Genomic DNA, 22,687 nt, shown 5'->3' on the forward strand with positions numbered 1-22,687 from the left:
AAACAAATTTCTGTCATGAATCATTCATAGTCGCGGGGTACTTTAATGTCAGTTTAATTGGTCTATACCACGTGAGTTAATAATGATGCAAAAAGACAATACAGCGTTTCAGCCATTTTGGTTTGCTCAGGCTATGGGCAACGAAATCTCCTCCCAACCGAATGTTCTTCATAATGACTTGCAAACTGATGTCTGTATTGTCGGTGGTGGTTTTACCGGTTTATGGACCGCGATTAATTTGAAGCAGGCGCAGCCTGATTTAGACGTGGTGATCATTGAAAAGGATCTGTGCGGTAGCGGTGCTTCAGGGCGCAACGGTGGCTGTATGTTGACGTGGGCAACCAAATACCTGTCGATGAAAAAGCTGTATGGCGATGAGCAAGCAGCACACTTGGTTGCGGCTTCAGAGCAAGCTGTTTATGAAATAGAGGCGTTTTGTCAGCAGCATGGTATCGATGCCCAGCTACGCCGTGACGGTACGCTCTATACCGCCACCAATACGGCACAAGAAGGGACAATGGATGGTGTGTTGCAAGCGTTGAGTAAAGATGAGCTGAATAGCTGGCAACAATGGGAGAAAGACCGTGTTCAACAGCATGCTGGCTCTGAGCTACATAGTGAAGGTTACTACTCGCCTGCGGCGGCGAGTGTTCAACCGGCCATGTTGGCCCGTGGATTAAAGCGTGTTGCTGAGCAACTTGGGGTGAAGATATTCGAGCAAACTCCAATGGAAGATATCAATACCGATATACCTATCACCATTACCACGCCACATGCAGACATTTTTGCCAAGAAAGTGGTATTGGCATTAAATGCATGGATGGTTGAGCAGTTTCCAGAGTTTAAGCGCAGTGTGGTGTTGGTTTCCTCCGATATGGTGATCACCAATCCCATTCCGGACAAGCTTGACGAAATGGGGCTAAAAGACGGTAAGACGGTTGTCGATTCGCGCACGTTTGTTCACTACTACCGGTCGACGCCAGATGGACGTTTGATGTTGGGTAAAGGCGGGAACCACTTTTCTTTTGCTAACCGTATTACTCGAATATTTGACCAGCCAAGCCGATACCAGCACATTTTACGCCGTGCTTTCGATCGCTTATTTCCAGCACTGGCAGGCGAGAAGTTCGTGGCTTCATGGACAGGGGCATCCGACCGATCCGTGACCGGTATGCCTTTCTTTGGCCGGATGAAGCAAAACCGTGAGATTGTTTATGGCTTGGGCTATTCAGGCAATGGTGTCGCCCAAACCTGGATCGGCGGTAAGATCTTATCTTCGATGGTATTAGAACAAGATAACGAGTGGAGTCGCAGTGCATTGGCGACGGGTCCAAGAGGGTATTTCCCCCCGGAGCCAATTCGCTGGACGGGCGCCATGATGGTTCGCAACGCCATCCGTCGTAAAGAAGCGGCAGAAGATGCAGGGCAGAAACCCAACTGGCTTGATAAGCAACTGGCCAAGTTTGCCAATGCAGCAGGTAAGGCGGATAAAGCCTGATCTTTAAGAACAAAGTGTAACGACTTGTTGAATTGTTAACTCAAGCCCGCGCTATGTCGCGGGCTTTTTCATGGCTAGACAATTCTTGTAACACATCCTCTGCCTTAACCACCTTTTTCTATTATCTGGCTTATCTATAATGGTATGGTCATAAATTTAGGAATCTAATGCTTTGGTTAGGCGCTTTTATTCTATTTTCATCTTGTTAGCTATGTTGCTTGGCGCTAGTCATGCGACAGCGCAAGCGTGGACGATAGACAAAAACGCACACTTGTTAACCGCCGGGCAGTTTAATGGTTTGTCGATTGTGCAAGCGACTGACCATGAGGACGATCAGCTTTCTTATGTCCAAAGCATTGATGCCGTTATTCTCAATCCGCTGAGGCGGATTATTAGCTCCGATAGTTATGCAAGCAAAGGTGTTTCACCCCATTACCATTTAGTATGGAGCTTTGACGCTTCACCTTGGCTTCAACTTGCCCTTACCCCCGATTCACTTCCCCGCACTCAGTCTCATTGGACTGGGCATATTACGCGTTCCCACTCCCGCCTATCTGGCTGGAAAGAAGGAAATATCCAATACAGCCATAACCGAACCCACTCTAGCTAATTGATGTCCTTCGTTGGGCAGAATATGCGTGAAACTCGTGATAAATACGTCCTGAATTTCACGTTGGCTAGACATTACTTTTATGGGTAATTGTGGTGAAGATTGACCAACTGCTGCAGCAAACGCGTTTAGTTAAGTTATGCCGCACTTTGTTGTTATCGACAGTCATACTCGGTTTATTGGTGAAAATGATCACCGTGTATTTTGGTGTCGATGCTTTATGGCTTGGTGACGAAACCGTCAATGCTTACATTGCCACAATGGCAAAAAGTACTGAAGGGACGCCTATATCTCGGTTGATCATCAACCTGATATTAGGGCCTTTTGAACTTAGCGATATGAATTTTACGTGAGGGTAGTAATACCAACCCCGTCAACTATCTAATATCAAGCATGCGATTGGCATGTTGGAAATGGAGTACAAGTTATGCAAGAGATGCTGCTCGCGATTTGGCATCATGATTTCGAGACACTGCAACAAGTCAGTTCGTTGAAGTGGTTTTTAATGATATTGGCACTGGTGTTGTTTCTTGAGTCGAGCTTTGTCTTTTTGCCGTTGCCGGGTGATAGCCTGGTATTGTTTGCCGGTGGCATGATTGGCTTGGGGATTTTGGACTTTCATAGTACTGCTGCAATCCTATGCCTTTCTGCAACCGTAGGTGGTTATATTGGGTATTTGCAAGGGCGAGTATTGCACCGCACGCCTTTTGTCGATTGGCTAGAGCGAATTCTGCCTGATGACGCACTGCCAAGGGCACGCCACTTGCTCCATAAATACGGCTTTTTGTCGTTGTTTGTTTCCCGGTTTATCCCGTTTGTTCGTGTGCTAACACCAATGCTGATGGGTATCGCGAAATTGAGTGCGTGGCGTATGGTGATCACTAACGCTGCCAGCTCGCTGATCTGGTGCTTGGTCTTGCTGCTTGCAGGAAAGTGGGTCATGCTAAGCCCAATGCTTCAAGACTATCAGGCCACCATCACCAAAGGCTTGGTGTCAATGAGCTTGGTCTTGATGCTAGTGGCAATGATGGGACTGTTTTATCGTTATCTGCGTGGAAAGACTGCAGCCGTCGCTAAATAACTTGGAAAGGGCAGTAGCTTGCCTATTAGCAGCTTGGACATAGAAGCGGCCTAATTAATAGGCCGCCTTGCTTTTAAAAAGAAAATTTACTTTAAAAAGCCAATTTGTTTTAAAGCAAGGTTGTTTTTAAAAGCCAATCTGTTTGTAAACAAAGTGCCTTGTGTTTATTTGTTTAGCGTTGCCATCGATTCAATACTGATCGCGTCGTGTCGCCAATACTCAAGATCGCAGTCGATCAGGTTATCATGCTGATCATAGTTAAGTCGCTCGACCAACATGGCAGGGCTGCCGGCAGTGGCACGTAGGTGCTGGGCGGTTTCACCCAATAAAGATGTAGTACTCACGCGATAGCGGGTTTTAGAGTAAATGACCCCGTACTCTTCTTTGTAGAGGGTAGTGAGTGAGCTAGTAAATTGCTTCTTAAGCAGGTTAGGGAAGTACTGCGGTAAAATGAAGTTGGTGACAACAACAACAGGGCGCTCATCCAAAAAGCGCAGTCGATCAACGCGGTATACTTCAGATAATGGCGGCACTTGCAGCAACGAGGCTGCTCGACGACTGGCCGGGATTAAACTGGCGTTAATCAATTCAGTATTGGCTTTACGCCCTTGCTCTTTTGCCATTGCCGGAAAGTTGGTGGTGTACGTAGGGTCGTAGGTGAGCGGTTCCGGTGACACGAACCAGCCACGGCGATCTTCACGGTACAATTTTCCTTCAGCTTCCAATAAGGCCAATGATTCTCGTAGCGTAACTCGCGTGGTGTTGAATGTTTCTGCCAGTTTACGCTCGGCGGGTAACTTATGTCCTGCCGCAAGAAGGCCTGCATCAATCTGTTCGTTGATGGCTTCCATTATTTTTAGATATTGCACGATGAACCCTATATGATCCCAAACCCATTAATTAAAGGTGCTGTGATTTGGTGGCAATTGAATGGGCATTATACCCCAAGCGAAAACGATAAAATAATCGGGACTTCATTAGATTGAATCAACGGTAATAGAACATTAAAAGTGTTCTATTACCGTTTAGTGAATGAGCGGCTATTAATCGACTTATTGATTAACGTTGACGCCAGGCTTGGGTGTATCGGTCAATCACTTGGCTTGTGCCAACATGGAACAACTTCACCCCTGCTGCTGTTAGCAAGATCATCACTGCCATTGCTGCGGCAGGGCCGGTTTGACCTGCATCGTCCATATTGAGTACCGATACGGAGGCTGGCATGGTGTTGCTCGCATAAAGGAATACGATTGCCGAGGTTGTTGTCATCGCATTGACGAACATGTAAACCGCAATTTCTAAAATCGCCGGCATACATACGGGTACTGTGACTTTGAAGAAGACCTTGTATTGCGGCATTTTGATGGACGCCGATATTGCCTCCACTTCTGCTGGCAGTTGCTTTAATGCGGTTAATGCCGTCATGTGGCCAACGGTGTAGTAGTGGATCACGGTATTGATCACCAAGATGGCCATTGTGCCGTATAGCACCGATAGCGGGTTTGCTTGGTCGTTGAAGAAGAAGATGTAACCCAGGCCCAATACCATGCCAGGTACGGCCATCGGAATGATGGCGAACATTTGTAGCAGGTTACGCAACGGACCAAAGCTGCGACCTTTTTCAATGCTGTACGCCCCGATAAAGATAATGATGGTACCCACAACGGCTACCCAAGCGGCCAGCTTCAATGAGTTGAAATAAGGTGCCCACCCGTAGGTACTAAACTGTGCAAAGTTGTAATTGTTCAGGCTTAAGGTTTGGTTCCAAGGCCAGAAAGTCACGAGTGATCCGTAAACCGCCATGCCAATCAATGCCAGAATGGCAAGGCAAATCAAGCTACAGAATACAAAGCAAATACCATCACGTAATTTGTTTGGGGCAGGGACGTAAGCGACGGAACGCGAATCGAACAGGCCTTGCTGCTTTTTCTTCACCCAGCGGTCGGCAAAGAATGCCAAGAGCGCAGGAAGAAGCAGGATAACACTGGTTACCGCACCCATGGAGAAGTTCTGCTGGCCGACCACTTGCTTGAAGATGTCGGTTGCCAAAACGTTGTAGCTGCCGCCAATCACTTTTGGAACACCGAAGTCGCAAACCACAAGTGTAAAGACCACGATCAATGCACTGATCAGGCCGTATTTCGCGGCAGGAAGCGTGACAATAAAGAAGGTTTTAAATGATGACGTGTTAAGGGCGCGTGCTGCTTCATACAAGCGGGCATCCGACGTTTTTAGCGATGTCGTCAGGATCATGACTGCGTGCGGGAATGTCCAGAAGATCAAGCCTAGTGCAATACCAATCGGACCATAAACGGAATGGCCCATGAGAAGATCCTTGGCAATGCCTTGGTTACCAAACAGGTAGATCAAACTGATCGCTGGTAGTAGCGAGGGGGCCAAGATCGGCGCGGCACCGAGGATGCTGAATAGCCCCTTGAACGGCATACAACTGCGAGTAATGGCATAGGCATAACCGAACGCCAATACACCTACAATCACCGTTACTACCGAGCCGATGAAAACCGTGTTTTTTAGTGAAAGCCACAGTGCCGGAGAGGCAAAATATTCGGCAAAGTTAGCGAGGCCGACAAAATCGCCTTGGCTGTTTTGTACACTCTTTTGCAACATGGCAACCAGAGGCCCAAGCACAAACAGCCCCATGATCACCATGATGAAAATAAGAATGGTGGCGAGGGTGATGTTGTCTTTGCTGAGTGCACTTTTCAACATTGTCAGCCGCTGCTGGCTAGGAGGGCGACGTGAATCCATCGTCCTTGCATCCGTCATTGTATTCATTCCAGTGTCCATAATTACTGTGCCATCTGAAAGATGTGGGTGTGTTTTTTCGAAATATTGACGTTGTGGAAATGTCCCCGCTCAAGGGAGAGTTCGCGAAGTTCACGAATAGGCACATCGACTTTGATGGCATCGCCGTTATGCTCACCTTGCAATTTACACTCTGCGCGAACGAAGGTGCCTTGGAACTCAAGGTCTTCAATTTGAACCGGGAAGCTATCATCACTGCGTTCACCAACCGGTAAGAAGTGAAGATCTTCAGGGCGCAGTCCCAGCTCAAAACGTTGACCGCGCGCTAGGCTATCGTCTGGCTTCGCCATCAGGGTTTCTCCCACCCGAATTTGGGTGTTACTGACTACCGAGGCTGGAATGAAGTTCATGCTGCCAACAAAGTCGGCCACAAAGCGGGATGCCGGTTGTTGGTAGATTTCTTGTGGCGTGCCTACCTGTTCAATAACGCCGTGATTCATTACCACGATGCGATCTGCCATTGCCAAGGCTTCTTCTTGGTCGTGGGTCACCATAATGGTGGTAATACCCAGCTGGCGTTGCAGGCGGCGGATCTCTTCACGTAGGTGAGATCGCACTTTGGCATCCAAAGCTGATAGGGGTTCATCAAGCAGTAACAAACCTGGTGATAATGAAAGGGCACGGGCGAGCGCAATACGCTGCTGTTGGCCGCCGGATAGCTGGTTTGGGTATTTGTGGCCAGAATCAGGCAAACCGATGGTATTTAGCCAGGTATTTACGATATCGGTAACGGTTTTGTTGTCTTTGCCTTGGTTACGTAAACCCAAGGCAATGTTCTCTGCCACTGTCAGGTTAGGGAACAAGGCGTATGATTGGAACACGATGCCAAAATCACGCTTTTCTGGTGCTAGGAAGGTGGTTTCTTTATTGTCTTGAATGATCGTGCCCGAAGAGGCGAGATCAAGGCCAGCAATGGCACGAAGCAGGGTAGTTTTACCGCAGCCTGATGGGCCAAGGAAGCAAACAAATTCACCTTTGTTGATCGCGAGTGAGATGTTATTTAGCGCGGTGAATTGACCATACTGTTTGCTGACATTTTCAATCTGAAGATACGTTTCCATGTGAATACTCATTGATTTTGGTATATACCAAAATGTAGCGAAACCGCGTTACACTTGAATGACATCGACTTTACGAAAAAAAGACAATCAAAAAATGGCGAGATTGGTGCGTTCAGCCATACTTAACCATTACTGAATATCGGTTTATTTGTCGTCAAAAAATAACCAAATTGAATGGATAGCCACGAAATAATCTGATTCGAGTTGATATTCTAGAACTGCTGAGTCTGAATAAGGAATAGGTCATGGAAAGAAAGATGCTGATCAGAAATATCTCTTATATGGAGCGTGAGTTGTCAGAGATGAAAAAGGAACTGGCTAAGCTGGATGCCCAGCAGGAGCAGCAAGAGCAGCAAAATACATCAAAAGAATTGCTCTTTACCCCAGTATACTAGGTTATATTATTTTGCTCTAACCAAGGCTGTCGTTAATTGATTTTTTTATAAATTAAAAGCGTGGCGATATTATTATCGCCACGCTTTTTTGTTTGATGCAATTTATTGTTTCAACATGAATTAAGAACGAGGCTCTGATTTCGCATCAAACTTTTCTGACCATGTTTTCAATACGGCTTCACGGCTTTGCGCCATTTGACCGAAGTCCATATCAACCATCGCACCCTCTACATCTGGGTAGTTTTGAACTTCAGCACTGATGTCTTTGTGGCCAACAACAGGGTAGAACTCGTTATATAGCTTGTTTGCTTCTTTTGATATAGACCAATCCACCAGTGTTTTTGCCGCGTCTGATTGCGTGTTCACTAGGCCAACCGCTTCAGCTTCCCAGCCCACGCCACCTTTTGGCATGATGATATCGATTGGTGCACCTTGGGTTTTCAGCGTTGCACCGCGAATAGCCATGGAGATACCAATCGCGACTTCGCCCATACCTGCCTGAACACAAGGCTTAGAGCCTGAGTGCGTGTAGTGCGCGATGTTGTTGTCTAGCTTTTCCATGTATGCCCAAGCGGCGTTATCGCCCATCGATTGCATCCAGGCTGAAACCTGCATGTAGCCCGTACCCGAAGAAGCTGGGTTTGGCATCGCGATGTGGCCTTTGTACTCAGGTTTTAGTAAGTCTTCCCATGATTCTGGTTTTGGCAGTCCCTCGGCTTTCGCGACCATCTCATTGAAACAAACCGCGTTGAAGAAGGCATCGTTACCAAACCATGCTTTATCTTCCTGTGGGTCAACCAAGTTGCTACGTACCAGTTCAAGCCCTTTTGGCTCATAGGGTTTAAGTACGCCTTCCTCTTTAAGCAGCGCCATTGAAGAGCCTGCAAGTCCCCATACCACATCGGCGCGAGGGTTATCTTTTTCAGCAAGAAGTTTCGCCGTCATAATACCGGTTGAATCGCGAACCCATTTAATTTTGATATCAGGGTTAGCTTTCTCAAAGCCATTTTTAAACTTCGCGAGCATGTCTGTTTCGAACGCGGTGTAGACCGTTAGTTCCTGAGCTGCAAATGCGGAAGAGGCGCTTAGAGCTGCAATGGCAGTTAGTGGGGCGATAATCCAACGGTTTTTCATCTTACTTCTCCATGAATGTTTTTGGTGACCGTTTTGGTCTGTACCAGATAATCTCAACACCGACGATGCTAGGCAGGAAATATGACATTTCAATGTTTGCTTTATTTCAGTTTGCTAACAGTTTTGTTAGTGGTTTTTGACAGCCAATTTGACGAAGTAAATAAAGGACAACGAGATTTTGTGAAGGTTTTATTAATTATCAAGCAGTGGGGTTTACACCAAAGCAGCGCAAAACTTATAGTTTATCGAAACTGGTATAGTCCAAACTGGAATTAAGAAAATGGAAAACTTGGATAATCAATATTTGCTACTTACACCTGGACCACTTTCAACCTCTCGCACCGTTCGCGAAGCGATGCTAAAAGACTGGTGTACATGGGATGATGACTACAACAAGGAGATTGTTGAGGTGATCCGCAGCCAACTTGTTTCGCTGGCGACAAAACAGGCCGGTTACACCAGTGTGCTCATGCAAGGCAGTGGTACGGCATCGGTAGAGGCAACTATTGGTTCTGTTATTCCACAGGACGGAAAACTGCTTGTTGTTAATAACGGCGCTTATGGCGAGCGCATCGGTCAGATTGCGCAGTACTTAAACATCGCTCACCACATCATTGAGCTGGGTGAAGTGGCACAGCCTTCGGCCCAACAAGTGGTGGATATTCTAGACAGTGACCCTGCAATCACCCATGTTGCTATGGTTCACTGTGAAACAACGACAGGCATGCTTAACCCGGTTGCAGCGGTGTGCGATGTGGTTAAGTCGCGCAACAAGATCATGATCCTTGATGCGATGTCGAGCTTCGGCGGGATCCCGCTTGATACTGGTGAGTTGGGCATCGACTTTATGATCAGCTCTGCAAATAAGTGCATCCAAGGTGTGCCGGGCTTCGGTTTCGTTATTGCTAAACAGTCAGAACTTGAAAAGTGCCAAGGTGTGGCACGTTCGCTGTCGCTAGACTTGTTCGACCAATGGCAATGTATGGAGAAGAACCACGGCAAATGGCGCTTCACGTCACCGACTCACACCGTCCGCGCTTTCCATCAGGCGATGATTGAGCTGAACGACGAAGGTGGTGTTGATGCGCGCTATCAGCGTTATTCAAGCAATCAGCACATTTTGGTTGAGGGCATGGAGAAGCTCGGTTTTAAGTGTCTGCTTGATAAGTCGTTACACTCGCCAATTATTACGTCGTTCTACTCGCCTGAACACCCAGAATATGACTTTAAGAAATTCTACAGCGTGCTGAAAGAAAACGGCTTCGTTATCTATCCCGGTAAAGTGTCGAATGCGGACTGTTTCCGTATTGGTAATATTGGTGATGTTCACAATGACGACATGCACCGCTTGATTAATGCTATTGCGTCAGCAATGTATTGGGCATAAGGAGTGTAATGATGTCGGTTTCACATACGCTATCGGATCAATCGCTGCGCAGTGAGGGGGATACCAATATCACCCCGGCGCGTGAAACGTGGAAGAACGCCATTTCCGATCCAAAAACCCAGCAAATGTTGGCGCAAGATAGCCAGTACTTCTTGCATCAAGCTATGTCGACACCTTGCTTGGATGCATTAACTGGCGCTAATGGCATCTATATTGAAGATGCTGCCGGTAAGAAGTACATGGATTTTCACGGTAACAATGTGCACCAGCTGGGCTACGGACATCCCCATGTGCTGAACAAAATTCAGCAACAGTTGGTAGAGTTGCCGTTTTCGCCTCGTCGTTTTACCAACCAGACCGCGATTGATTGCGCCAAAAAGCTCACAGAAATTGCAGGTGGCGATTTGAACCGCGTGCTATTTGCCCCGGGTGGTACGTCAGTTGTGGGTATGGCCTTGAAGCTTGCCCGTTATATCACAGGCAACTACAAGGTAGTTTCTTTGTGGGACTCATTCCACGGTGCTTCGCTGGATGCGATATCGGTAGGTGGCGAAGCGTGTTTTAGGGAAGGAATGGGCCCGTTAATGGCAGGTGTGGAACGTATTCCACCGGCAGTGAGCTATCGTGGGGCTTTTCCAACTCAAGATGGTAGCGATGTACATTATGCAGATTACCTTGAGTATGTGATTGAGAAAGAAGGCGGCATTGGTGCGTTCATTGCAGAAGGTATTCGCAATACCGATGTGCAGGTGCCGAGTAAAGCTTACTGGCAACGGATCCGAGAGATCTGCGACAAGCACAATGTGCTGTTGATCATTGATGATATTCCCAATGGCATGGGCCGAAGCGGCAACTGGTTTACTTATCAAGAGTTCGGTATTGAGCCTGATATTTTGTGTATAGGTAAAGGGCTTGGTGGTGGGGTTGTGCCTATCGCGGCAATGATCACCAAAGACCAATACAACACGGCTTCGCATGTTTCATTGGGCCACTATACCCATGAGAAAAGCCCAATAGGCTGTGCCGCGGCACTGGCCACGATCGAAGCCATCGAGCAAGAAAATTTGCTGGCGAAAGTCAAAGCTGATGAAGCTTACATGCGTGATCGTTTGGAAGCGATGAAGCAACGGTATCCGATTATTGGTGATGTGCGCGGTGTGGGTTTGCTGTGGGGCGTTGAGTTGGTGACGTGTCGAGAAAGCAAAGAGCGCGCACTCAAGCAGGCAGAGCAAGTGATGTATCGATGCCTTGAATTAGGTATGAGTTTTAAAGTGTCACAGGGTAACGTACTCCAGCTAAGTCCACCGCTCATTATTGAGCGTGAAGACTTGGATAAAGCGTTAGCAATCGTTGAGCAGGCTATCGGTGAAGTGAGCCTATAAAGCTAATTTGTAGAAACAGCAATAGTAGAAACACACGAACAGATCCGTGAATGAAATTGGGTAGCAATATATACGCTGTCGTACGGTAGGTACCGAAGTGCATTATTGTTACCGATAAAGGAATAAGGAAGATAAAATGACTAAGCAAGTTCAGGCAATAATCTTTGATTGGGCTGGTACGATTGTGGATTTCGGCTCATTTGCACCAACCACTATTTTTGTTGAGGCATTCCGTCGTGAATATGACTTTGACATTTCGCTAGAGGAAGCACGTGTTCCGATGGGCCTTGGCAAGTGGGATCACATTAAGGCTGTGGGCGAGTTACCTGAAGTGGCTGAACGTTGGCAGGCCAAGTTTGGTAAACCAATGGCAAAAGAAGACATTGATAAGATTTATCAAACCTTCATGCCGCTTCAGATCGCGAAAGTAGGCGATCACGCCGATCTTATTCCGGGGGCTAAAATTGTGGTTGATGGCCTGCGCGAACAAGGTGTGAAGATTGGCTCTTGCACGGGCTACCCACGAGTGGTGCTTGACGCACTCATTCCTGCGGCAAAGACCAATGGTTATAGTCCTGATTGTGCCGTTGCAACGGATGATCTTCCAGCCGGCGGGCGTCCTGCTCCCTACATGGCACTGAAAAATATGATCGACTTGCAAGTTGATGATGTGAAGACTTGTGTCAAAGTTGATGACTCGGTACCGGGTATTACAGAAGGCTTAAACGCAAATATGTGGACTGTCGCACTGTTGCTATCTGGCAATGAAGCTGGTTTGACACAAGCAGAGTTTGAACAGGCTGATGAAGCGACGTTGTCTGCAGCACGAGTGAAAGCACAAGATGCGTTTGCCCATTCTGGTGCTCATTACCAAATTGATACGATTGCTGATTTGCCAAACGTCATTGAAGATATCAATCGCCGCCTTGCGGCAGGTGAGCGACCTTAGTCAGCCTTGCCTGTTTTGTGATGAACGGGCAAAGAGTAGTGAACGAGTAGACGGCAGATAAGTCATGCCATCTATTCTATTATTTCCAGCCCTTTAGGTGCATCGATACCTAAGGGGTTTTTTTAGTGCAATGGAAAATTGCGCATCCCCAATCTGGTGCACTAAGCCAGAAGTTTCTTATTTCTGGAAATAATTCAGTTATTAATCAACGACTTAAAAGTATCATTGTTGTGGCTCGTATTTTGCTTTTAGTAGATAAATCAATAATAGTTGAATTTAATTGGGGGCTAGGATGAAAGAAGAAACCGTTACAGTGATTCTCGCAGGGGGTGTTGGTTCAAGGTTGTCACCTTTGACTGATAATCGTGCAAAACCTGCTGTGCCTTTTGGGGGCAAATATCGAATCATCGATTTTACCTTAGCGAACTGCCTCCATTCTGGTTTACGCCGAATTTTAGTTCTGACTCAATATAAATCCCACTCGTTACAAAAGCACCTTCGTGATGGTTGGTCGATTTTCAATCCAGAGCTTGGTGAGTATATCACTGCGGTTCCCCCACAAATGCGCACCGGGGAGAGTTGGTATCAAGGCACTGCGGATGCCATTTACCAGAATCTGTATTTGTTAAAGCGTAGCGATGCTAAATATGTCGTCGTGCTTTCGGGCGATCATATTTATCGTATGGACTATGCGCCGATGCTTAAGCAACACAAAGAAACTGGTGCTGATCTTACTGTTGCCTGTATGGAAGTCGACAAAGAAGAAGCTAAGGCATTTGGTGTGATGGGGGTTAATGAGCGCCATCAGGTTCAGTCGTTTGCAGAAAAGCCAAGTGAGCCGCAGCCACTTCCTAATAAGCCTGATGTTTGTTTGGCCTCGATGGGGATCTATATTTTTTCGATGGACGCATTAGAAAGCATCCTCGAACAAGATGCAGATAACGCATTGTCGAACCATGACTTTGGTAAAGATATCATCCCCCGTTTAATTGACGGGCAGGGCGTATACGCCTATCAGTTTGGTGGAGAAGAAGGTAGGGTGACGCAAGATGCCTACTGGCGCGACGTAGGTACCATTGACTCTTTTTACCAAGCGAATATGGACTTGCTTGCTGTTGAACCACCACTTGATCTCTATCAACAAGATTGGTCGATAAGAACCTATGAGCCGCAACTGCCGCCAGCCCGTACGGTGTCATCATCGGCGGGTAACGAAGGGATATTCATTAACTCGATTATCTCTAACGGAGTCGTGATTGCTGGTGGCTCGGCACAGAACTCAATATTCTTCCCCAAAGTGCAAGTCGACAATGCTGCTGTGGTCATCAACAGTATTATCTTTGAAGGGGGAGTAATAGGCGAAGGTGCTCATTTGGAAAATTGTATCGTGGATAAAAACGTTGTGATACCTCCCAATACAGTGATTGGGGTAAACCCAATGGATGACGCTAAACGGTTTCAGGTTTCCCCTAATGGTGTGATTGTTATTCCATCTGATTATCAATTTTAATTCTATTTGAATTTAAGCCGGTGAATGATTATTCAGGCCGGCTTAAATACAGCACTTATTAAATTGATGTTAATGCTACTTTTATATTGTGTATCTATCGATAATTCTGTTTGTTATATACCAAACAAATAATATATATCAAGTAAGTGACCAAAGTGTATTTAGCGTTTTGCTGATGTTAATCATATGTTTCGCATATATTTTATCTTTGATTTTTTGCTCTTAAAAAGCAGATCAAGTGCATATTTTCATAATTTTGACCCACTTCATATGAAACGAAGACGTATAGTGTAATCAGGTTATTTATAGCCTGTTCGATGCAATGAGCTATTTCCAACAGTGGTTATGTTTCTTTTAAGGATGATTATGGAAACATCAGTTGAATTCTCTGAAGACAGAAGTGTGGTATTCGATTATACGACCTTCTTATCTGCATCTTGTAAGCAGAAAGTGACTTTTGTCGACGCGTTAAAAGCGTTGATTCCGGCATTCGAAGTATCATGGACCTCATCGATGCCAAATGGAATGACTGAGTCTGAGAAGTTACAGATGCAGGCACTGAGAGTGCTATCGACGAATATAAGCGATGTAAATAATATTATTCGCCTGCTTCGACTGGCTCGTGCTGAGCATATTGATGAATTGGTTATTCAACTGCCATATGCCCTTGAAGATGACCAACTTGTTCAGATTGAAACACGAGCAATGTGCAAAGTGATTATTCTCGATGATCATGAAGAAATGTTAAGGGTCCATATTCTTTAACCTTTCTTATAATGTAAAAAAGCCAGCAATTGCTGGCTTTTACTTTTTCTAGGTTTGTTTGATGGTTAAAGCATGCCTTGCCACATCATACCGGCTGCTAGGGCAGCTGCCACTGTTAGCATACTTGCTGCCGTCAGTTCCTTACCCACAAAAGGCTTGGTTTGCTGTTCACGCTTAGCTTGAATGTAGAAGTATAAGCCTGGTAGGTATAGCAGGGCCGAAAGTAGCAGGTAGTTTAGACCAGATGCGTATAGTAGCCATAGACCATATAGGCTGGCACAAATACCCACGACCAATAATGAACCGCGATCTTTCGTTTCGATTGCCAGCTTTAGCGTATAGGCACCAACAAGAAAGTAAGGCACCAAGATCATTTCTGAGGCAATCGCTAGTAGCGTATCGTAAGTACTGCCAGCATACATCACGAATATAAGTGAAACTTGGATACAACCATTCGTTAGCAACAGTGCCTTTACCGGGCTGCCAGCCTTGTTCTGGCGCGCATAGCTTTTCGGGAACATGTTGTCTTTTGCACCCAAGAACGGGGCTTCGGATGCCAACACAGTCCAGCTCAAAAACGCACCACATACCGACACGAGCAAACCACAGCTAATAATGTATTTACCCCAAGGGCCAAGGATTTCAGTCAGCACTTGGGCCATTGATGGGTTTTGATAGGTTGCGAGCTCTTCAGTACTGATCACGCCCATGGAAAGCAGGGTGACGAAAACATAAATGGTGAGGGCAGTTAATAAGCCTAAGATAGTTGCTCGACCAATATCTTTCCGGTTTTTTGCTCGGCTTGATACCACAACGGCACCTTCGATACCGATGAAGACCCATACAGTGATAAGCATGGTACTTTTCACTTGGGAAACAAGATCATGCTCTGCACCAAAGTGGAGGCCAGTAAAGTCTAATACGAATGTGTCCCATTGGAATGCCATCATCGCACAGACGATGAATAGGAACAGTGGCACCAGTTTGGCACAAGTTGTCACTAAGTTAATGAGTGCCGCCGTTTGTACGCCGCGAAGCACGAGTGCATGCACTAGCCATAACAAGACGGATGATCCGATCACAGACAACCGGGTATTACCTGCACCAAAAAGGATCATGTCGGGTTGATCGAACATGATACCTAGGGTGCTAAATACGATCACCAAGTAAGAAACATTAGCAAGCATTGCACTTAGCCAGTACCCCCATGCAGAGCAAAATCCGATGAAATCGCCAAAGCCTGCTTGGGCATAGCCAAATACACCACTTTCAATTTCGGGTTTGAGTTGTGCTAGGTGCTGGAACGAGAGGGCGAGGAAGATCATACCTACACCGGTAATGGCCCAACCGATCATCACTGCAGCAGGGCTAGCAACGGCGGCCATGTTTTGTGGTAGGCTGAAAACACCAGCCCCAATCATAGAACCAATAACCAGCGCGGTTAATGACCCTAATCCCAATTTCTTTTCCATTATAGTGTCCGGTTATAACATCTAAGTTATTGTAATTTTCAGGTGTATTATGATGATTTATTTTGTTTTTGCACGTATAAAGTCGCGCTAACCGTTTGCTTGTTAGTTAATTAAACCATTCATTGTACTGGATCAAAAAAGCCATCTCCCGAAGGATGATGGCTTTTTGAGTATAGATGATATGACTACTGCGGCGATTTAACCGTGGATGCACTCAAGCTGGCTGCAACAAGTCGCTGGATGGTGAATTCAGTGCACTGTGATATTTGCTTTGGTATCACGGTTAATAACAAACGCATAGCTTTGACCAGACTGTGCCGCTTCTCGGATTGCTGGGTTTTCGAATGCTTCAATATCACCGGTTGCAATAACCGCACTGCAATTTCCAGCCTGTAAAGCTTGCTCTAGAAGCTGTTGATCCGACTTACCTTTCTTATTGGTGAGTACAAGTACTTTGTTTAAATCGACCCCGGCAGTTTGTAGCAGGTTTTTATCCACGACGGACTCTTGGCCAATGAACATGATCCAACGGTTCTGCTGGCTGGCTTGCTTTAGGATTCTTAAAAAGTAAGCCAGTTGTGTTTGGCTCTGATCAGAAAAGCAGACTTCAATAGGGCACTCAACATACTGCGGTGACAAAAGGTTTTGCTGTTGAGCGGCAAATGTCGCCTTGTAAGCCTGAGATGCAGAAATCGAATTTAGTTGTTCAAAGTAAGCAGCCATAGTCCGTTATCCTCAACAGTGTTTATTTATACATGCTGTATGCTTATACAGTAGTTTTGTTTTACTACTGATGCAAGTGTTTTTTGACATCTTAGTTAGAAAAGTTGATCTGAAAAGGGTCGAGATGGCCTTTGGTGCGAGGTTAAGCCTTTGTTTTTAATTTATTTTTAATGTTATCATCATTTTGATGATAATTTTTGATTTATTTGGTGTGGCTGGTTTGTGAGCGAGGGTAACCAGTAGAAAAGTACTGGATAGAAAAGAGGACTACTGTATATACAGTAGTGTTACATCGATTATAGATGGTTAGCTCACACTTGCTTTAATCCGTATTTTGCAATGCAACTCATTGCTTGTACTCTTTTTAATACATTAATTTAAAGAAATATGGGCAAAGGGATTTGAGTATCTTAGGCGGTAGCATGTTTATGCCTTGCCTATGCTTTGTCGATACCCCATCTATATCTTGGTTAGGGGACTTTTGACTCCACTGAAGTGGGTGCCAACCACATGGGTGTAAATTTGGGTGGTTTTGATATCGGTATGGCCAAGTAGTTCTTGGATATTCCGTAAATCTGTTCCACCTTCGAGCAAACGCGTCGCAAATGAATGTCGAAACGTATGGCAGTTCGCTTTTTTTAGGATCTTTGCTTCCTTTACCGCTGATGCTACATGAAGCTGGACGGAGCGATCTGTTAAATGGTGGCGCATTCTTTTATTAGAACGTGGGTCTTTACTGATGTTTTGCGCCGGAAACAGGTACTGCCACCCCGTAGACTTAGCATGATTGGGGTATTTCAATTGTAACGCGTAAGGCATGTAGACTTCACCGAAACCGTTTTTGGTATCTAGTTGATGTTGCATTGTGACTGAGGCAATTTGCTGTTCAAGATCTGGAATGATATGCGGCGACAGCAGGGACTTTCTATCTTTATTGCCTTTACCATTTCGGATGGTGACGCTTTGAGCATCCAAATCGATATCATTAATGCGTAAGCGCAGTGCCTCGTTAACTCTTAACCCACTGCCATACATGAGCTGAGCAACAAGCCTATGGGGATATTGCAAAAGAGCGATAACTTGCATAGCCTCGTTATGGGTGAATACCTCAGGAAGCTTGGTTGCTCGTTTAGAACGCTTAAAATTTAGCGAGCTAGTGTCTTGGTTTAACATTTCTCTGCAAAGAAAAACTAACGCATTTAACGCTGTTTTTTGGGTATTTGGAGACACATTCTTAGATATAACCAAATGCTCAAGAAACGGTTTAATATCACTTGCTTTGATTTGTTCTCGCTGACTATAACGAGAGAAGAGAATAAAACGTTTTATCCACCCGAGGTAAGCCTTCTCGGTTGAATAGGCAAGGCCACGAGTGCGAATAAAAGTGGTGACCTCAGCTAGGAATGGGCTCTTTATATCGGAAATGGCCCTAGGGATATCTTTCATATCTGGTATTGCCTGTGCGTACATATGACACCACTTTATGAACTAATTTTAAAGCAACCAAATTAATGTGACAGCACTTCACTAATTTCAAGCACAGTTCACAAGCTATAGAAAAGCAGTTGTTTGTCAGTATGTTATGATTGAGGGCTAGGGTGGGATATGCGAAACCATTGCGGGGTATTGCAAGTAAGTGATGTAAGTGGTTGATTGCTTGTTGGTGGGATACGCGAAACAGGTGCGTTGAATAAAATGTTAGCCATACAAGGAATAACTATGAAAATTGAGCTAGATTCGAGCCCGAAAATTAGCGACATTGAGGAAATCCGCTCACATCTTAGAAAATACAATGATGAGCACCTTGAAGGCGTAGTTGAGCAACCAGTAGCAATCTATGTTTACAACGATGAACAAGACAAAATAGCAGGTATTACCGCAGAAATTTGGGGTAATTGGCTCCATGTTAAGTTGTTGTGGGTCGCAGAGTCGTTGCGTGGAAGCAACATTGGAACACATCTACTCAAGCAACTTGAAGAACATGCCGCGTCACAAGGTTGCCAATATGCACAGGTCGAGACATTCAGCTTTCAAGCTCGTCCATTTTATGAAAAGAATGGCTATTCGTGCCAAATGACGTTAGAAAACTACCCAGTATCTACAGCCGTACATTACTTGGTTAAAAAATTGCGGTGAGAGTATGGCTAACAAAGCGTTCAAGACGGATTCACAACGCTTGGCATTTTCGGTTTGCTTTGAATTTAGTGTTTACGGCACAATGATTTAGGTTTGGTGGTTGTCGTTGTTCACCACTTAACGCGGCGTTAAGTTTATGGAGGAGTTATGAACAATCCTTTTGAATTAGCAGTAATTCTCGATGAAGATATTAGTGCCGTAGCTAAAGCTATGGAAGAATCTAAACCACGCAGTAGTGCTTTAGATCGTAGCTATGTTAGAACCGTGTTCTCTGCACTAGAGGGGGTCCTTTTTGCATTAAGGCAAGAGATCATCCAAGCGGATAACTTCGGTACAGAATTTATGCCTAAAGAGCGCGCATTCATACTAGAGAAGAAATATAACCAACGAACTAATACTGTAACTAAACACACATTCAGACCTTCTATTCGAGAGTCTATTTGTACTAATACGGGATATTATGCTCGTTCTAAGGGTTTGAAAGACTTTAGGTTCCCAGAAACGAGTGGTTGGGATGATATGAAAAAAGCAATTACTATCCGTAACAGAATCACTCACCCTAAATCTATTGAGCAGATAACCATTACCAATGAAGAACTGGAAGTGATTCTTCGTGCTAAAAAATGGTTTACGACAGAGGTTATGGCGCAATATAAATAAACTTAACAAACTGTTTAAGAGTGATTCGCAACGCGTGGCATTTTTACTATGCGTTGGTTTTAGTGATTAAGGTGGTTTACGTCGGCTTCGGTATTGCGTTGCTCACACCTTAACAGGGCGTTAGAATTTTGAGGCAAATATGAAGTCCACAATATTATCAATACTTGAGTTTGTATCTGTCTTCTTGTTAGCTGTAGAAGCTATCAAGCTCGAAAATTTGAGTTGGTTGAAAGATAAATCTTTAAAAGCAAGCGACTTCTTGAACCCAAGGATTGAATTTGTAGAAAATTACACCCCTCCTAGTACTTTCATAGGAAGGCACATATTTCGAATTTTTATAGCCGTTAATTTTCTTATTGGTCTCGCTATATTGCTTTGGGTTGGGCTTTATTTCGACGTTAAAATTCGATATCTGCCCCCAGAAAACGCAGCAGACTGGGCAGCTGTGTTCTTCATGCTTCTTTTTACCCCAATGATTGGGGGCATATTTTATACAATTGTTCTTAAAATATTGTCTTTAGCGGTTAAAGCTTTAACTTGGATTGAAAATTCAACTAGGTCCGGTGTTGTTGGGATAATTGGTTTTCTTTTCTATGCAATTCAGTTTTTCGCAAAGTAAAATTCTAACAAACTGTTTAAGAGTGATTCGCAACGCGTGGCATTTTTACTATGCGTTGGTTTTAGTGTTTAAGGTGGTATGCGGAAGCATCGGTATTGCGTTGCTCACACCTTAACAGGGCGTTAGGTGAATTAATGGAATATCACTACACAAATAATGATAGATTGATGCAGCTAAACGACTTAAAAGGACGTTTGACGCTTTTAATTGCTCATCTTCAACTAAACCATAACGATGCCAAGATAATTTCAATATACGAGCATGCTTTGTTTGACGTAGATGAGCTGATTTGCAATGGTTTTAACCAAAATCAATTGTCGAATGTTAGTGATTCAATCCCAGATCTTTTTAATCGGCACAAAGATTGGATACCTCCCTTAGAAGTTGGCTCTGATGGTAAGTTGTCTGAGCCGCAATGGTTTTTAGCGTTAGAGAACTATCTTCAACCTGTTCTAAAAAGTGCAAGGAAACTAAAGGAGTTGGGTGCGCGATAATTCACCTAACAAATTGTTCAAGAGGGATTCGCAACGCGTGGCATTTTTACTATGCGTTGGTTTTAGTGATTAAGGTGGTATGCGGCGGCTTCGGTATTGCGTTGCTCACCCCTTAACAAGGCGTTATACGTTTTGGAGATTTCGAGGATTAAATGGCTATTTTAGAACAAGTAGAAGAACTATTAGCGAAATCAGGGAAAGAATTCTTTAGTTCTACTGAAATTAAGAACTTGATGGCTGAGGCTTACGGAACAAACCCTAATTCAGTGCTGCCACCTGACTATTGTTATAATCGAACCAATAATGGCATAGACAAGTCGGGAATGCTCAAACGAAAGTTCTTAATCCGTATTGAAAGCGGGCAATATCGCTACGTTGGGTTTGATTACAAATTTAATGGCTATGTATATCAAAAGCCACACGGTAGCAAAGTCGAAACCATAGTCGGTTTCTGGAAAGACGGCATTTATAGTGAAGTCCGACAACCAGAAAATGATCTAGAAGATCTTAATGGTCAAACCTTCATAGAGGGTTCAACTAAACAAGTTACAGTTAACACCTATGAGCGAAACTCAGCAGCAAGACAAAAATGCCTAGATTTTCATGGCTACAATTGTAAGGTTTGTGATTTCGACTTCGCCGAAGTTTATGGGGAAATAGGAAAAGGTTTTATTCACGTCCATCACATTGTTCAGATTGCGAATATTAAGCGTGAGTATGAATTAGATCCGGTTAAAGACTTAGTGCCGTTGTGCCCAAATTGTCACGCAATGGTACATAGGCATAATCCAGCAATGCATCCGGATGAGCTTAGAGAAAGGCTGTGTCAAAAAAACGTATAACAAACTGTTTAAGAGTGATTCGCAACGCGTGGCATTTTTACTATGCGTTGCGTTTAGTGTTTAAGGTGGTATGCAGCGGCATCGGTATTGCGTTGCTCACACCTTAACAGGGCGTTAAGAATCATTGTCAAACTTACGAGAATAGAAATATATGAGTCGAAAAAACACTATCGTCGAAGAAGAACGCAGAGCGTTAAAGAAACGGCTCGCTAAAAAGCAATCACGAAAAAAAAGAATTAGAAGAATAGTTAAAAAAGAAATAGGTAAACCTAACGTTGTTGTGTCTGAAGTATGCGCTATCTGCGGAGTGAAAGAAGCTACAACTCGAGATCATGTCCCACCCAAAGCAATATTTCCGAAACCCCGACCAGCAATGATAACCGTACCTGCCTGCTCTGAATGTAACAATGGTGCTTCGGATTTAGATGACTTGTTCAAAGTTTATTTGAGTATGCAAGCTACAGGGAAAAGTGAGATTGCGACTAAGTTATTCAAAGAAAGGACTGTAAGGACTCTTCAACGAAACAAAAGTCTGTTGTCGAAGATTAAAGCAGAATCTAAAGCGTTACTTGTCAAAAACAATGAAGGGAAGTCAGAGAAAAAATTAGCCATTCTTTGGGATTCGAAAGCACATGATGAAGTCGTCCAAAGAACGATTAGAGGTTTATACTACCATCATGCTGACAAGCCATTAGCTTATGATACCGAACTTAAAGTTCAATGGTTGAAGTCTATCCCAGAAGAAATTGAGTCGATTTTAGAATTGCTTACAGAGAATGTAATAGGTGACGACCAAGTTAGGTATAAATATTATATTGCACCAGAAGATCCTCGTCATTCTGTATGGTTGTTTGACTTTTATGGTGCACATTACGCAAGTGGCTATACCGTACCTATTGATTCTTAACAAACTGTTTAAGAGTGATTCGCAACGCGTGTCATTTTTACTATGCGTTGTGTTTAGTGTTTAAGGTGGCATGCGGCAGCTTCGGTAATGCGTTGCTCACACCTTAACAGGGCGTTATAAGCACATGGCAAGTCATACATAAGGATATCAATGGAAGAACTTCAAGGTGGGCGAGAAGGGCAAATTTTTCGCTCTGAAAATCGAGTTTACCGACCTCGTGGCAAGTGGTCTGAAAC

Annotated in this window: 23 protein-coding genes and 1 pseudogene; 17 read left to right on the top strand and 7 right to left on the bottom strand. The window is 44.5% G+C overall.

Annotated elements, in window-relative coordinates:
* Nucleotides 1-85: 85 nt before the first annotated feature.
* The 4 genes from C9I98_RS17855 (at nucleotide 86) to C9I98_RS17865 (ending at nucleotide 3,189) form a co-directional block, all read left to right on the top strand.
* Nucleotides 86-1,498 (top strand): FAD-dependent oxidoreductase, encoded by a 1,413-nt coding sequence (locus C9I98_RS17855; RefSeq protein ID WP_107272301.1) that lies wholly within the window; start codon nucleotides 86-88, stop codon nucleotides 1,496-1,498.
* A 172-nt stretch (nucleotides 1,499-1,670) separates the two neighbouring features.
* Nucleotides 1,671-2,108, top strand: a complete 438-nt coding sequence (locus C9I98_RS26455; RefSeq protein WP_146153887.1) for a hypothetical protein — start codon at nucleotides 1,671-1,673, stop codon at nucleotides 2,106-2,108.
* Nucleotides 2,109-2,203: 95 nt separating this feature from the next.
* The gene (locus C9I98_RS17860) at nucleotides 2,204-2,461 is read left to right on the top strand and encodes a hypothetical protein (RefSeq protein WP_036820369.1); all 258 of its coding nucleotides are present in this window, start codon (nucleotides 2,204-2,206) and stop codon (nucleotides 2,459-2,461) included.
* Between the two features lie 74 nt (nucleotides 2,462-2,535).
* Nucleotides 2,536-3,189 carry a DedA family protein gene (locus tag C9I98_RS17865; RefSeq protein ID WP_036820372.1) on the top strand — a complete coding sequence of 218 codons (654 nt, stop codon included), beginning with the start codon at nucleotides 2,536-2,538 and terminating at the stop codon, nucleotides 3,187-3,189.
* Between the two features lie 164 nt (nucleotides 3,190-3,353).
* Here the strand turns inward: C9I98_RS17865 and phnR are convergent, their stop codons facing one another.
* The 3 genes from phnR to C9I98_RS17880 all read right to left on the bottom strand — a co-directional run bounded on the left by phnR (nucleotide 3,354) and on the right by C9I98_RS17880 (nucleotide 7,076).
* Nucleotides 3,354-4,058 (bottom strand): phosphonate utilization transcriptional regulator PhnR, encoded by a 705-nt coding sequence (phnR, locus tag C9I98_RS17870; protein ID WP_036820375.1) that lies wholly within the window; start codon nucleotides 4,056-4,058, stop codon nucleotides 3,354-3,356.
* Between the two features lie 190 nt (nucleotides 4,059-4,248).
* Nucleotides 4,249-5,958, bottom strand: coding sequence for a putative 2-aminoethylphosphonate ABC transporter permease subunit (locus tag C9I98_RS17875; RefSeq protein ID WP_170111226.1), 1,710 nt, complete (start codon nucleotides 5,956-5,958; stop codon nucleotides 4,249-4,251).
* A 41-nt stretch (nucleotides 5,959-5,999) separates the two neighbouring features.
* Nucleotides 6,000-7,076, bottom strand: a complete 1,077-nt coding sequence (locus C9I98_RS17880; protein WP_081879035.1) for a putative 2-aminoethylphosphonate ABC transporter ATP-binding protein — start codon at nucleotides 7,074-7,076, stop codon at nucleotides 6,000-6,002.
* Nucleotides 7,077-7,321: 245 nt separating this feature from the next.
* Between C9I98_RS17880 and C9I98_RS26560 the strand changes: the two genes are divergently transcribed.
* Nucleotides 7,322-7,471, top strand: coding sequence for a hypothetical protein (locus tag C9I98_RS26560; protein ID WP_158262695.1), 150 nt, complete (start codon nucleotides 7,322-7,324; stop codon nucleotides 7,469-7,471).
* Between the two features lie 120 nt (nucleotides 7,472-7,591).
* Here the strand turns inward: C9I98_RS26560 and C9I98_RS17885 are convergent, their stop codons facing one another.
* Nucleotides 7,592-8,605, bottom strand: coding sequence for a putative 2-aminoethylphosphonate ABC transporter substrate-binding protein (locus tag C9I98_RS17885; protein ID WP_036817611.1), 1,014 nt, complete (start codon nucleotides 8,603-8,605; stop codon nucleotides 7,592-7,594).
* Nucleotides 8,606-8,894: 289 nt separating this feature from the next.
* Here C9I98_RS17885 and phnW point away from each other — a divergent pair, with 289 nt between their 5' ends.
* The 5 genes from phnW to C9I98_RS17910 all read left to right on the top strand — a co-directional run bounded on the left by phnW (nucleotide 8,895) and on the right by C9I98_RS17910 (nucleotide 14,598).
* Nucleotides 8,895-9,992 (top strand): 2-aminoethylphosphonate--pyruvate transaminase, encoded by a 1,098-nt coding sequence (gene phnW, locus C9I98_RS17890; RefSeq protein WP_036817615.1) that lies wholly within the window; start codon nucleotides 8,895-8,897, stop codon nucleotides 9,990-9,992.
* Nucleotides 9,993-10,003: 11 nt separating this feature from the next.
* Entirely contained in the window at nucleotides 10,004-11,374 is a 1,371-nt protein-coding gene (locus C9I98_RS17895) for an aspartate aminotransferase family protein (protein ID WP_051901900.1), read from the top strand.
* Between the two features lie 136 nt (nucleotides 11,375-11,510).
* Entirely contained in the window at nucleotides 11,511-12,323 is an 813-nt protein-coding gene (gene phnX / locus C9I98_RS17900) for a phosphonoacetaldehyde hydrolase (protein ID WP_036817613.1), read from the top strand.
* Between the two features lie 292 nt (nucleotides 12,324-12,615).
* Complete coding sequence (glgC, locus tag C9I98_RS17905; RefSeq protein ID WP_107272292.1) at nucleotides 12,616-13,833, top strand: glucose-1-phosphate adenylyltransferase; 1,218 nt, start codon at nucleotides 12,616-12,618, stop codon at nucleotides 13,831-13,833.
* A 366-nt stretch (nucleotides 13,834-14,199) separates the two neighbouring features.
* Complete coding sequence (locus C9I98_RS17910; RefSeq protein ID WP_036829484.1) at nucleotides 14,200-14,598, top strand: hypothetical protein; 399 nt, start codon at nucleotides 14,200-14,202, stop codon at nucleotides 14,596-14,598.
* A 65-nt stretch (nucleotides 14,599-14,663) separates the two neighbouring features.
* Here the strand turns inward: C9I98_RS17910 and C9I98_RS17915 are convergent, their stop codons facing one another.
* From C9I98_RS17915 to C9I98_RS17925, 3 genes are all read right to left on the bottom strand, one after another.
* Nucleotides 14,664-16,070, bottom strand: coding sequence for a basic amino acid/polyamine antiporter (locus tag C9I98_RS17915; RefSeq protein ID WP_036824851.1), 1,407 nt, complete (start codon nucleotides 16,068-16,070; stop codon nucleotides 14,664-14,666).
* A gap of 249 nt (nucleotides 16,071-16,319) precedes the next feature.
* Nucleotides 16,320-16,793 (bottom strand): cell division inhibitor SulA, encoded by a 474-nt coding sequence (locus tag C9I98_RS17920; RefSeq protein WP_107272293.1) that lies wholly within the window; start codon nucleotides 16,791-16,793, stop codon nucleotides 16,320-16,322.
* A 459-nt stretch (nucleotides 16,794-17,252) separates the two neighbouring features.
* Nucleotides 17,253-18,239, bottom strand: a complete 987-nt coding sequence (locus C9I98_RS17925) for an integron integrase (RefSeq protein ID WP_036825146.1) — start codon at nucleotides 18,237-18,239, stop codon at nucleotides 17,253-17,255.
* A 273-nt stretch (nucleotides 18,240-18,512) separates the two neighbouring features.
* Here C9I98_RS17925 and C9I98_RS17930 point away from each other — a divergent pair, with 273 nt between their 5' ends.
* From C9I98_RS17930 to C9I98_RS26890, 7 genes and pseudogenes are all read left to right on the top strand, one after another.
* A complete protein-coding gene (locus C9I98_RS17930; protein ID WP_036825139.1) occupies nucleotides 18,513-18,929 on the top strand; it encodes a GNAT family N-acetyltransferase in 417 nt (138 codons plus the stop codon).
* A 147-nt stretch (nucleotides 18,930-19,076) separates the two neighbouring features.
* Complete coding sequence (locus tag C9I98_RS17940; protein ID WP_036825141.1) at nucleotides 19,077-19,589, top strand: hypothetical protein; 513 nt, start codon at nucleotides 19,077-19,079, stop codon at nucleotides 19,587-19,589.
* A 139-nt stretch (nucleotides 19,590-19,728) separates the two neighbouring features.
* A complete protein-coding gene (locus C9I98_RS17950) occupies nucleotides 19,729-20,208 on the top strand; it encodes a hypothetical protein (protein ID WP_036825143.1) in 480 nt (159 codons plus the stop codon).
* Between the two features lie 134 nt (nucleotides 20,209-20,342).
* Nucleotides 20,343-20,702 carry a hypothetical protein gene (locus C9I98_RS17960; protein WP_036825144.1) on the top strand — a complete coding sequence of 120 codons (360 nt, stop codon included), beginning with the start codon at nucleotides 20,343-20,345 and terminating at the stop codon, nucleotides 20,700-20,702.
* Between the two features lie 152 nt (nucleotides 20,703-20,854).
* A complete protein-coding gene (locus C9I98_RS17970; protein WP_107272294.1) occupies nucleotides 20,855-21,544 on the top strand; it encodes an HNH endonuclease in 690 nt (229 codons plus the stop codon).
* 151 nt (nucleotides 21,545-21,695) lie between these two features.
* Nucleotides 21,696-22,451 carry a hypothetical protein gene (locus C9I98_RS17980; protein ID WP_036828842.1) on the top strand — a complete coding sequence of 252 codons (756 nt, stop codon included), beginning with the start codon at nucleotides 21,696-21,698 and terminating at the stop codon, nucleotides 22,449-22,451.
* 150 nt (nucleotides 22,452-22,601) lie between these two features.
* Nucleotides 22,602-22,687: pseudogene (locus tag C9I98_RS26890) on the top strand (phosphotransferase); the annotation flags it as partial.

The organism is Photobacterium sanctipauli (assembly GCF_003026495.1).
Lineage (GTDB): Bacteria > Pseudomonadota > Gammaproteobacteria > Enterobacterales > Vibrionaceae > Photobacterium > Photobacterium sanctipauli.

What these genes read in the sequence shown, in the direction of transcription:
- C9I98_RS17880 (WP_081879035.1), bottom strand. Translation starts at nt 7,076, where the DNA reads ATGGAAACGTATCTTCAGATTGAAAATGTCAGCAAACAGTATGGTCAA.
- C9I98_RS17875 (WP_170111226.1), bottom strand. Translation starts at nt 5,958, where the DNA reads ATGGATTCACGTCGCCCTCCTAGCCAGCAGCGGCTGACAATGTTGAAA.
- phnX (WP_036817613.1), top strand. Translation starts at nt 11,511, where the DNA reads ATGACTAAGCAAGTTCAGGCAATAATCTTTGATTGGGCTGGTACGATT.
- C9I98_RS17980 (WP_036828842.1), top strand. Translation starts at nt 21,696, where the DNA reads ATGAGTCGAAAAAACACTATCGTCGAAGAAGAACGCAGAGCGTTAAAG.
- C9I98_RS17915 (WP_036824851.1), bottom strand. Translation starts at nt 16,070, where the DNA reads ATGGAAAAGAAATTGGGATTAGGGTCATTAACCGCGCTGGTTATTGGT.
- C9I98_RS17950 (WP_036825143.1), top strand. Translation starts at nt 19,729, where the DNA reads ATGAAGTCCACAATATTATCAATACTTGAGTTTGTATCTGTCTTCTTG.
- C9I98_RS17920 (WP_107272293.1), bottom strand. Translation starts at nt 16,793, where the DNA reads ATGGCTGCTTACTTTGAACAACTAAATTCGATTTCTGCATCTCAGGCT.
- C9I98_RS26560 (WP_158262695.1), top strand. Translation starts at nt 7,322, where the DNA reads ATGGAAAGAAAGATGCTGATCAGAAATATCTCTTATATGGAGCGTGAG.
- C9I98_RS17925 (WP_036825146.1), bottom strand. Translation starts at nt 18,239, where the DNA reads ATGAAAGATATCCCTAGGGCCATTTCCGATATAAAGAGCCCATTCCTA.
- C9I98_RS17940 (WP_036825141.1), top strand. Translation starts at nt 19,077, where the DNA reads ATGAACAATCCTTTTGAATTAGCAGTAATTCTCGATGAAGATATTAGT.
- C9I98_RS17895 (WP_051901900.1), top strand. Translation starts at nt 10,004, where the DNA reads ATGTCGGTTTCACATACGCTATCGGATCAATCGCTGCGCAGTGAGGGG.
- C9I98_RS17930 (WP_036825139.1), top strand. Translation starts at nt 18,513, where the DNA reads ATGAAAATTGAGCTAGATTCGAGCCCGAAAATTAGCGACATTGAGGAA.
- C9I98_RS17885 (WP_036817611.1), bottom strand. Translation starts at nt 8,605, where the DNA reads ATGAAAAACCGTTGGATTATCGCCCCACTAACTGCCATTGCAGCTCTA.
- C9I98_RS17855 (WP_107272301.1), top strand. Translation starts at nt 86, where the DNA reads ATGCAAAAAGACAATACAGCGTTTCAGCCATTTTGGTTTGCTCAGGCT.
- C9I98_RS17865 (WP_036820372.1), top strand. Translation starts at nt 2,536, where the DNA reads ATGCAAGAGATGCTGCTCGCGATTTGGCATCATGATTTCGAGACACTG.
- C9I98_RS17970 (WP_107272294.1), top strand. Translation starts at nt 20,855, where the DNA reads ATGGCTATTTTAGAACAAGTAGAAGAACTATTAGCGAAATCAGGGAAA.
- C9I98_RS17960 (WP_036825144.1), top strand. Translation starts at nt 20,343, where the DNA reads ATGGAATATCACTACACAAATAATGATAGATTGATGCAGCTAAACGAC.
- C9I98_RS17910 (WP_036829484.1), top strand. Translation starts at nt 14,200, where the DNA reads ATGGAAACATCAGTTGAATTCTCTGAAGACAGAAGTGTGGTATTCGAT.
- glgC (WP_107272292.1), top strand. Translation starts at nt 12,616, where the DNA reads ATGAAAGAAGAAACCGTTACAGTGATTCTCGCAGGGGGTGTTGGTTCA.